The organism is Mesorhizobium sp. M7A.F.Ca.CA.001.10.2.1 (genome assembly GCF_003998575.1).
Classification (GTDB): domain Bacteria; phylum Pseudomonadota; class Alphaproteobacteria; order Rhizobiales; family Rhizobiaceae; genus Mesorhizobium.
In genome coordinates this window covers 1-8,586 of the sequence record NZ_RZQY01000221.1, presented here as the reverse complement: position 1 = coordinate 8,586, position 8,586 = coordinate 1, and the positions used below count along the sequence as shown (strand labels likewise).

Below are 8,586 nucleotides of genomic sequence, written 5' to 3'. Positions count from 1 at the left end.
CCGCCGGCGCTGCCCCGGCGAACTGATCTGCCCGGCGCAGGCGGTGGAAGGATTGCGCCACTTCGTGTCACGCGGCGCCCTGGACATCGAAGGCCTCGGCGCGGAGAACATAGACACGTTCTTCAATGCGGGATTGATCAAGACCGCCGCCGATATCTTCACGCTCAGGGATCGCCGTCCGGCCGTCACCAGGGCGCTGGCCGAACGCCGCGAGGAGCAGGCAAGGCAGCGCGAGGCCGCATCGGGCAAGACGCGCAAGAATGTGCGCAGCGTCGAGGATCGCAACTATGAGGGCCTCGACAAGCTGTTCGCCGCCATCGACTCGCGCCGCGAGCCGGAGCTCGACCGTTTCATATTCGCGCTCGGCATCCGCCATATCGGCGAAACGACGGCCGCCGTGCTTGCCCGCACCTTCTCGACCATCGAGGAGATGATCCGGGTCGGCAAGGAGACAGCGGCAGCGGAGGATCCACACACGGTTTTCCCCTCGGTCAACGGCATCGGCGATACCGTGATCGATGCGTTGCGCGACTTCTTCGGCAATGAGCGCAATGACGACGTGCTTGACGCGTTGCTCCGCCAAGTCAAGCCGAAGCCGTATATCGTCAACGTCTCGGCCGACAGCGAGGTCGCCGGCAAGACGGTCGTGTTCACGGGCTCGCTGGAGAAGATGACACGCTCCGAAGCCAAGGCGATGGCGGAGCGCCTGGGCGCCAAGGTCGCGGGCTCGGTTTCGGCAAAGACGGATCTGGTGGTCGCCGGGCCGGGTGCCGGCTCCAAGCTCAAGCTCGCCAGCGAACTCGGCATCGAGGTGATCGACGAGGATGGCTGGCTGGTACGGATCGGCAAGGCGTGATGGAAGGCGCATTCAAGGGTTTCGGCCCGAAAGCCATTCCGTTCCTGAAGGCGCTGGATTTCCACCAGAGCCGAGAGTGGTTTTTGGAGAACCGTGACCTGTTCGAACAGGAATTGCGCGATCCGCTCAGTGATCTCGTGGACACGCTGACCGAACGCTTCCAAGAGGCCGGGCTCGGCCTGCGCGGTGATCGCAAGAAGTCGCTGTTCCGCATCAATCGCGACGTGCGCTTCGCCAAAGACAAGCGGCCCTACAACAGGCATTTGTCGGCCATCCTGTCGCCCGACGGCACCAAGATGGAGCAGGGTGTGTTCTACGTGCATATCGGGCTTGAGCGCTGTTTTGCCGACATTGCCTGGTGGCAGCCGGAACCGGCGCTGCTGCTGGCGATGCGCAAAGCCATCGCGACAAAGCCGGACAATTTTCGCGGCCTGGTGGCGGCGTTGAAGAAGAACCGGCTTGAACTCGAGACCGAAGGCCGTATGAAGCGTACGCCATGCGGCTTCGAGGAAATCAGTGATCCCGATCTGGTCGCCGCCATCCGCCACCGGCATTTCTATGTCCAGCATGTCATCGATCCGGCGGGAATCCATACGGCTGATCTGGTCGACGAACTCGTCGATTTCACCTTGCGCGCCAAGCCGCTGCTCGACTGGGGCAGGGCGATCGAGGGCAAGGGTTCGCTTGACTAGCCTCCGGCTCCGGTAACCCGACGATCATTTCCGCTGATCGTTTGGCTCAAGCGAATTCGTGTGACAAGGCAGGCAGCGCTTCCTACATCAGGCCCTGATCAAGGAGAGGCCATGTCGGCGCAAGCAATTTCCGAGAGCGGCGATAGAAGCGATTTCTGGCAGGGCGTGCGGCTGTCGATGCCTGTCGTGGTGGCGTCGGCGCCGTTTGCGGTGCTGTTCGGCGCGCTCGCCGTCGACAATGGCTTCTCGGTCCTGGAAGCCTTCCTGATGAGCGCGCTGGTCTATGGCGGCGCCAGCCAGATGGTCGGCATCCAGCTGTTCGGCCAGCATGTGGCGCCGTGGCTGATCGTGCTGTCGATCTTCGCCGTCAATTTCCGCCACGTGCTCTATTCCGCAGGCATCGGCCGGCGCATCGCGCACTGGCCTGTCATCCAGCAGGCACTTGGTTATTTCATCCTCACCGATCCGCAATTCGCGGTAGCCGAAGCGCGGGCGCAATCGGGCCAGACGGTCGGCTTTGCCTGGTATCTGGGACTTGGCCTGCCGGTCTATCTGTTCTGGATCGTCGAGAGCGCGCTTGGCGCGATGTTCGGCAAGCTGATCCCCGACACGCATGTGCTCGGCATCGATTTCCTGCTGCCGATCTATTTCCTCGGTCTCGTGCTGGGCTTCCGCAAGCGGCCGCTGTGGCTACCGGTGGTCATCGCCAGCGCCGCCGCCTCGATCATCGCCTATAAGACCGTGGGCTCGCCCTGGCATGTCTCGATCGGCGCTGTTGCCGGTGTGCTGCTGGCGGTCATCCTGCCTCCCCATCACAGCGGCGTAAAGGCGCGGCCATGAGCACGACCTTCTGGATCATCATCGCCGGCGCGGTCGCCACCTATCTGACGCGCATCGGCGGGCATCTGGTCATCTCCCGCTTCGAAACAATCCATCCGCGCGTCGAGGCTGGTCTCAACGCCGTGCCGGCGGCGGTGCTGACGACGCTGGTGGCGCCGGAACTGTTGAATGCCGGGCCGGCGGAATGGGCCGCACTGGTGGTCACCGCCGTGGTTTCGCTGCGCGGTGGGTTGATGGCGATGTTTCTGGCCGGCGCGGCCGTTCTGATTTTGGCGCGGCAATTTGTGGGCTAGGGTCTGGGCGCGATCGACTTGAACCGTTAGCGCTGCCCCTCATCTGCCTGCCGGCATCTTCTCCCCGTATAGGGACGGGGAGAAGGGATTTGTCTCAACCTCGGCGCTTTTCTGCAACGTTGGTGGTTGGCGAAATCGTCGATGACGGCATCCTTCTCCCCGTCACTATACGGGGAGAAGTGCCCGGCAGGGCGATGAGGGGCGGCGCCGACCTTCCAAGACTGATTTCAAATCTTCGCGTCGTGCGGCAGCGGGGCGGTGGCCTTTTCCAGCCAGGCCAGCGTTTCGCCGTCGAGCATCGGGCCGATCTCGGCCAGCACGCGCGCATGGTACGAGTCCAGCCAGTGCAACTCGTCGCGCGTCAGGAGGTCCGACTGCACCAGCCTGGTATCGATCGGCGCCAGCGTCAGCGTCTCGAAGCCGTGCATGGCGATGTCTCCGCCCTCGATCTCTTGCGCCGGTGTCACCAGGATCAGGTTCTCGATGCGGATGCCGTAGGCGCCTTCCTTGTAGTAGCCCGGCTCGTTGGACAGCATCATGCCTTCGAGCAGCTTTTCGGTGCCGGTGCGGGCGATACGCTGCGGCCCTTCATGCACCGCCAGATATGAGCCGACGCCATGGCCGGTGCCGTGGGCGAAGTCGCAGCCGTGCTTCCACAGCGCCATGCGCGCGACGGCATCGATTTCCGAACCGCGCGTGCCGGCGGGAAAGCGCAGCGTGGAAATGCCGATCATGCCTTTCAGCACCAGGGTGAAGCGTTCGCGCATCTCCTGCGTCGGCTGGCCGATAGGCACGGTGCGCGTGATGTCGGTGGTGCCGTCCTGATACTGCGCACCGGAGTCGAGCAGGAACAACTCGCCGGCCTGCAGCTTGCGGCTGGTGGCGCGCGACACGCGGTAATGCATGATGGCGCCGTTCGGACCGGCGCCCGAAATGGTGTCGAAGGAGACATCGCGCAGCGGCATCTGCGTTTCCTCGCCGGTCTGCCGTCGCGTCTCCTCCAGCCGGGTGACCACCGATATCTCATCGAGCGATCCGGGTTTTTGCCGCTCCAGCCAGCACAGAAGCTTCGCCACGGCCGCACCGTCACGCCGATGCGCGGCGCGCGAGCCGTTGATCTCGGCCTGGTTCTTGGTGGCGCGCGGGATGCGGGCGGGGTCTGCTGCTGCAACGACGGCGCCGCCATTGGCCTCGACCAGCATGCGCAGCCGGTCGGCCGCCAGCACCGGGTCGAGCGCGATTTTCGCGCCACTCTTGGCAAGGGCGACGATCGCGGCTTGGAATTCGCCGGGCCCATGCGGCTCGGCGAGCTGGGTGAGATAGGCCGCGACCTGGCGCGAGAATTTGCGCTTATCCATGAAAAGCTGGTGCGACCCATCGGCGGCAAGAATGGCGAAGCCGAGCGCCAGCGGCGTGTGCGGCACGTCGCCGCCGCGGATGTTGAAGGCCCAGGCGATGGAGGAGGGGTCGGTCAGCACCGCATGGGTGGCGCCGTCCTTTGCGATCGCCGCCGCCAACCGCGCGAGCTTGTCCTTGGCGAGCTCGCCGGCAAAGCCGATCGGGTGAAGTTCGACCGGGGCCACCGGCGCGTCGGGCTGATCCTTCCAGATGATGTCAATCGGGTTCTTGTCGAGCGGCACCAGCACGGCGCCTGATTTGTCGGCCGAGGCCTGCAGCGCCTTGACCTCGCTGATCGTGTGCAGCCATGGATCGAAGCCGAGCCGTGCGCCCTTGCCAAGATTGTCTTTCAGCCAGACAGCCGGCGGATTGTCGACCAGGCTTTCGATCGAAAAGACGTCCAGGTCGACCTCGCTGCGCACCTGCAGCGTGTAGCGCCCATCGACAAAGACGAAGGCGCGGTCGCGCAGGACGATGGCGACGCCGGCCGAGCCGCTGAATCCGGTCAGCCATTTCAGCCGCGCCGAGCGGTCGGCGACATACTCGCCCTGATGCTCGTCGGCACGCGGCACGATGAAGCCGTCCAGCCCGTTGGCTTCAAGCCATTGGCGCAGGAGCGCCACGCGCGGTTTGCCGACGGCCGGGTCGCCGGCGGAATCGAAGGTCTGGAACATTGTGGGCCTCCTGCGGTCAGCGCAACCGTAGCGTACGGTCACGGAAATCGGAATCGATTTCCGGCTGCGCGCAACCTGCTACAGCATCGCTTGACTGACAACCGGCGGAACTTGGTCCAAGCTCGGTCGGTCCCGGGCTCAATGCTTGAGGTGGATCGTCACCCAGCCCTCGCGGTGCAAGGTTCTGACGTGGCGAAAATTCTGGCCGACATAGGCCGAGATGACGGCGTCGCGCTGGCGGTCGAGGATGCCTGACAGCACGATCGAGCCGCCGAGCGCGATGTGGCCAGCCATTTGCGGCGCCAGCCGCATCAGCGGCCGTGCCAATATGTTGGCGACGATGAGATCGAAGGGCGCGCGCTTGCCGAAGACCGGGTGGTGAAAGCCCGGCGCGGTCACCGTTTCCACCAGTGCCTTGACGTGATTGAGCCGCGCATTGGCGGCAGCCACCCGCACCGCCACCGGATCGATGTCGGTGGCCAGCACAGGAATATGCGCCAGCTTGGCGACTGCAATCGCCAGCACCGCGCTGCCGGTGCCGAGGTCGAGCGCATTGCGCGGATGCTCGCGCCGAACCACTCTTTCAAGCATTTCCAGGCAGCCGGCGGTGGTGCCGTGGTGGCCGGTGCCGAAGGCAAGGCCAGCCTCGATCTCGATGGCGATCTCGCCGCTGTGGCGCTTGCGGCGGTCATGCGCGCCGTGGACGAAGAAACGTCCGGCACGCACCGGCTTCAGCTCTTCCAGCGAATGCGCCACCCAGTCGATGTCGGGCAGGGCCTCGCGCTCGATCGGCTTCGACAGGGAAAGGCCGGCAAGGATGTCGTTCAAGCGGGTCTCGACCGCATCGACGTCGCCATCGGCATAGAGCGACACTTCGTGGATGTCCTTGTCCTCGTCGACCTCCAGGACGGCGATCGGCAGCCCTTCTTCCTCGAAGGCTGCCTCAAGCGCCGCGAAAATGCTGACGGACTCGGTCTTTCCGGTGGTGAAGTAAAGGCGCGTCTGGGTCATGAAATCTGTTTCTTTTTGAGCATGATCTTGCCCGAAAACCGGTTCCCACTTTTCGGGATCAAGCTCTAGCCTTTCGCCGCCAGCCGCTTCAGCTTGGCGATGGCCGTATCGGCGCTTTCACCGTAGGCGATGGTGCCGGCAAAGTCGCCATTGGCGTTGAGCAGCAGCACCGAGGCGGTGTGGTCCATCGTGTAGTCGCCGTCGCCGGTGTCGACCTTCTTCCAGTAGATGCCGAACGACTTGGCCATGGCGTGGACCTTGTCGGGATCGCCCGTGATGCCGATGATGCGGTCGGAGAAATTGCTGACATAGGCGTTCATCACTTCCGGCGTGTCGCGCTCGGGATCGACCGATACGAAATAGGCGTGCAGGTTCTTGCCGTCGTCGCCGAGCGTCTTCAGCCAGCCGGCCAGTTCGAACAGCGTGGTCGGGCAGACCTCGGGGCAATGGGTGAAGCCGAAGAAGACGACGCTGGGCTGACCCCTGAAGGCAGCCTCGGTGATCGGCGCGCCTTTCTGGTCGACCAGGGTGAAGGCAGCGCCGAAGGGCTCGCCGCCATAATGGCCGCGATACCAGTCGAAAGTCAGCCAGCCGATACCGGCGGCCATCAGGACGAGAATGCCGACCAGGATAGAACGCATCATCAGAAAAGTCCGTCTGCAGAAATCGCCGCGCCGGCTCAATGCCGCGCCTGTGCGACAGTCTTAGCGGTTCGGCCTCGCACAGGCAAAGTGCCGCGTTGCCGCAACCGCAGTGGTGTCGACCTATCTGCTTGCAAAGCCGGGCTGCTCGCCCCACCTGTGACCGGCAACTCGAACCGCAGGAGGCTCCCTTGCCACGACTGATTGGGCACGGACTGATTGGGCGAAAACTGATCGGCGGCGCGTTGGCCGCGTGTGTTGTCGTTGGCGCCGGTGCCGCAGTCGCCGAGGAAGTCGGCAAGGTCGGCGTCGACTGGCTCGGCAATGACATCATCGTCGAAGCGATCAAGGATCCGAAAGTGGAAGGCGTGACCTGCCACGTCTCCTATTTCGATCGCGGCATCATCGATCGCCTGCACAAGGGCAACTGGTTCGAGGATCCGTCCGATTCCTCCATCTCCTGCCGCCAGACCGGCCCGATCACGATCGGCGACATCGACATGAGCGAGGGCGGCGAGGAGGTGTTCAAGCAAGGCATCAGCCTGATCTGGAAGAAGCAGGTGGTGAACCGCATCTACGACAAGCCCAATGAGACGCTGATCTATCTCTCGCATTCGCGCCAGGTGCAGAACGGCTCGGCCAAAATGTCGGTCACCACCGTGCCGCTCTACGGCCAGAACGTGGTGTGGAGCAAAGGCAAGCCGCAATAGGCTGCTTAGTTCCTTCGGGAGCCGGACGGACGAATGGTCCCGCTTGCGGGACCATTCGCTCGGCGAATCCTTGCTGGGAGACGATCTGAGGGACGATTGGTTCCGCTTGCGGGACCAATCGCCTAGGCGTAAAGCCGCCGGCATGGAGCGTTCCGAAAACCTCGTCCCGAAAGACCCCGAGCCGCGTATCCATCCGACCGCGGAGCTGAAGACGTGCAAGCTCGGCCGCTATGCCTCGATCGGCGAGCGGGTGGTGCTGCGCGAGGTGAATGTCGGCGACTTCTCTTATTTTGAACGCCACTGTGAAGCGATCTACACGACGATCGGGAAATTCTGCTCGATCGCCGCCAACAGCCGTATCAATGCGCTGGAGCATCCCATAGAGCGGCTGACCCAGCATAAGCTCAGCTACCGGCCGAACGAGTATTTTCGCTGGCTGGGCGTCGATGCCGCCTTCCGCGAGCGGCGGCAGGCGAAAGCCGTGACCATCGGCCATGATGTCTGGATCGGCCACGGCGCGGTGATCATGCCTGGGATCGCCATCGGCAACGGTGCCGTCATCGGCGCCAACGCCGTGGTGACGCGTGACGTGCCGTCCTATGCGATCGTCGCCGGCGTGCCGGCGAAGGCTCTCCGGCCACGCTTCACTCCGGATATCGCGGCGCGGATCGAAGCTCTCGCCTGGTGGGACTGGCCGGTCGAAAAGCTGGCCAGAGCGGTTCCCGACATGCAGGCCATGCCGATCGAAACGTTCCTCGATCGCTGGGAAAACGACGCCGTCTGACCAGTTCAAGTGCGTAGCGTTGAGACGGAGTCGGGCGACGCGCTTCAAGGCCCGCCGGACTGAAACCCCTTCCGCCATGCGGGGGTGGCGCAGCGGAAGGGGCTGGAGGTAAACCGCTGTGAAGCGGAAGGAACAGGCACTCTTGCCTGCAGGATCACTGTGGCATTGAACCCATAAGGTGTGTTTTCCTGACTATTCTCCCTACGCGTGTATTCAATTGCAGCTGGGTATTTGTCTGCCTCGGGAACCTGAAACGGTCGCTGGTTGTTTCTCATCGCGCCGCAGCGTCGAGGATTTCGATAGATGGAAAAACATTTCACAAAGGTCGCCAACTGGGTCGCCCGCATAGCCGGCCTGCCGCCGACATTCGCCGTCTGTTGCCTGATCGTCATCGTATGGGGGGTGAGCGGCCCGTTCTTCGGCTTTTCGGACACCTGGCAGCTCGTCATCAACACGGGCACGACCATCATCACTTTCCTGATGGTCTTCCTGATCCAGAACACTCAGAACCGCGATGGCGCGGCAATCCAGGCCAAGCTCGACGAACTGATCCGGGTCGGCAAGGGCCACAACCACTTCATCGGCATCGAACATCTGACCGAATCCGAAGTCGAGGAAATCCGCGCCAAATGCGAGCGTGCGGCAAAGCGGCATGACGAACAGATCGCCGACACGGCGGCGAAGAAG

The 8,586-nt window shown here is 63.5% G+C and carries 10 protein-coding genes; 7 read left to right on the top strand and 3 right to left on the bottom strand.

Annotated features, from left to right (window positions below; genetic code table 11):
• From EN964_RS16035 to EN964_RS16020, 4 genes are all read left to right on the top strand, one after another.
• The coding region (locus EN964_RS16035) for a BRCT domain-containing protein (RefSeq protein WP_281059558.1) at nucleotides 1-856 on the top strand (856 nt) is incomplete at its 5' end.
• Entirely contained in the window at nucleotides 856-1,548 is a 693-nt protein-coding gene (locus EN964_RS16030) for a DUF2461 domain-containing protein (RefSeq protein ID WP_127270955.1), read from the top strand. The genes EN964_RS16035 and EN964_RS16030, both read left to right, overlap by 1 nt.
• 111 nt (nucleotides 1,549-1,659) lie before the next feature.
• Entirely contained in the window at nucleotides 1,660-2,388 is a 729-nt protein-coding gene (locus EN964_RS16025; RefSeq protein WP_127270948.1) for an AzlC family ABC transporter permease, read from the top strand.
• Entirely contained in the window at nucleotides 2,385-2,681 is a 297-nt protein-coding gene (locus tag EN964_RS16020) for an AzlD family protein (protein WP_127270950.1), read from the top strand. Before EN964_RS16025 ends, EN964_RS16020 begins: the two co-directional genes overlap by 4 nt.
• 227 nt (nucleotides 2,682-2,908) lie before the next feature.
• Here the strand turns inward: EN964_RS16020 and EN964_RS16015 are convergent, their stop codons facing one another.
• The 3 genes from EN964_RS16015 to EN964_RS16005 all read right to left on the bottom strand — a co-directional run bounded on the left by EN964_RS16015 (nucleotide 2,909) and on the right by EN964_RS16005 (nucleotide 6,408).
• Nucleotides 2,909-4,753, bottom strand: a complete 1,845-nt coding sequence (locus EN964_RS16015; RefSeq protein WP_127270952.1) for an aminopeptidase P family protein — start codon at nucleotides 4,751-4,753, stop codon at nucleotides 2,909-2,911.
• Nucleotides 4,754-4,891: 138 nt separating this feature from the next.
• Nucleotides 4,892-5,764, bottom strand: a complete 873-nt coding sequence (locus EN964_RS16010; protein WP_127269252.1) for a 50S ribosomal protein L11 methyltransferase — start codon at nucleotides 5,762-5,764, stop codon at nucleotides 4,892-4,894.
• Between the two features lie 65 nt (nucleotides 5,765-5,829).
• Nucleotides 5,830-6,408 carry an SCO family protein gene (locus EN964_RS16005; protein WP_127269253.1) on the bottom strand — a complete coding sequence of 193 codons (579 nt, stop codon included), beginning with the start codon at nucleotides 6,406-6,408 and terminating at the stop codon, nucleotides 5,830-5,832.
• A 188-nt stretch (nucleotides 6,409-6,596) separates the two neighbouring features.
• Between EN964_RS16005 and EN964_RS16000 the strand changes: the two genes are divergently transcribed.
• From EN964_RS16000 to EN964_RS15990, 3 genes are all read left to right on the top strand, one after another.
• Nucleotides 6,597-7,115, top strand: coding sequence for a CreA family protein (locus tag EN964_RS16000; RefSeq protein WP_127269254.1), 519 nt, complete (start codon nucleotides 6,597-6,599; stop codon nucleotides 7,113-7,115).
• Between the two features lie 142 nt (nucleotides 7,116-7,257).
• Nucleotides 7,258-7,899 carry a DapH/DapD/GlmU-related protein gene (locus EN964_RS15995; protein WP_127269255.1) on the top strand — a complete coding sequence of 214 codons (642 nt, stop codon included), beginning with the start codon at nucleotides 7,258-7,260 and terminating at the stop codon, nucleotides 7,897-7,899.
• Between the two features lie 303 nt (nucleotides 7,900-8,202).
• On the top strand, nucleotides 8,203-8,586 hold a 384-nt coding region (locus tag EN964_RS15990), incomplete at its 3' end, for a low affinity iron permease family protein (protein WP_164775835.1).

Coding starts and splice junctions, on each gene's coding strand:
- EN964_RS16030 (WP_127270955.1), top strand. CDS start 856: ATGGAAGGCGCATTCAAGGGTTTCGGCCCGAAAGCCATTCCGTTCCTG.
- EN964_RS16025 (WP_127270948.1), top strand. CDS start 1,660: ATGTCGGCGCAAGCAATTTCCGAGAGCGGCGATAGAAGCGATTTCTGG.
- EN964_RS16020 (WP_127270950.1), top strand. CDS start 2,385: ATGAGCACGACCTTCTGGATCATCATCGCCGGCGCGGTCGCCACCTAT.
- EN964_RS16015 (WP_127270952.1), bottom strand. CDS start 4,753: ATGTTCCAGACCTTCGATTCCGCCGGCGACCCGGCCGTCGGCAAACCG.
- EN964_RS16010 (WP_127269252.1), bottom strand. CDS start 5,764: ATGACCCAGACGCGCCTTTACTTCACCACCGGAAAGACCGAGTCCGTC.
- EN964_RS16005 (WP_127269253.1), bottom strand. CDS start 6,408: ATGATGCGTTCTATCCTGGTCGGCATTCTCGTCCTGATGGCCGCCGGT.
- EN964_RS15995 (WP_127269255.1), top strand. CDS start 7,258: ATGGAGCGTTCCGAAAACCTCGTCCCGAAAGACCCCGAGCCGCGTATC.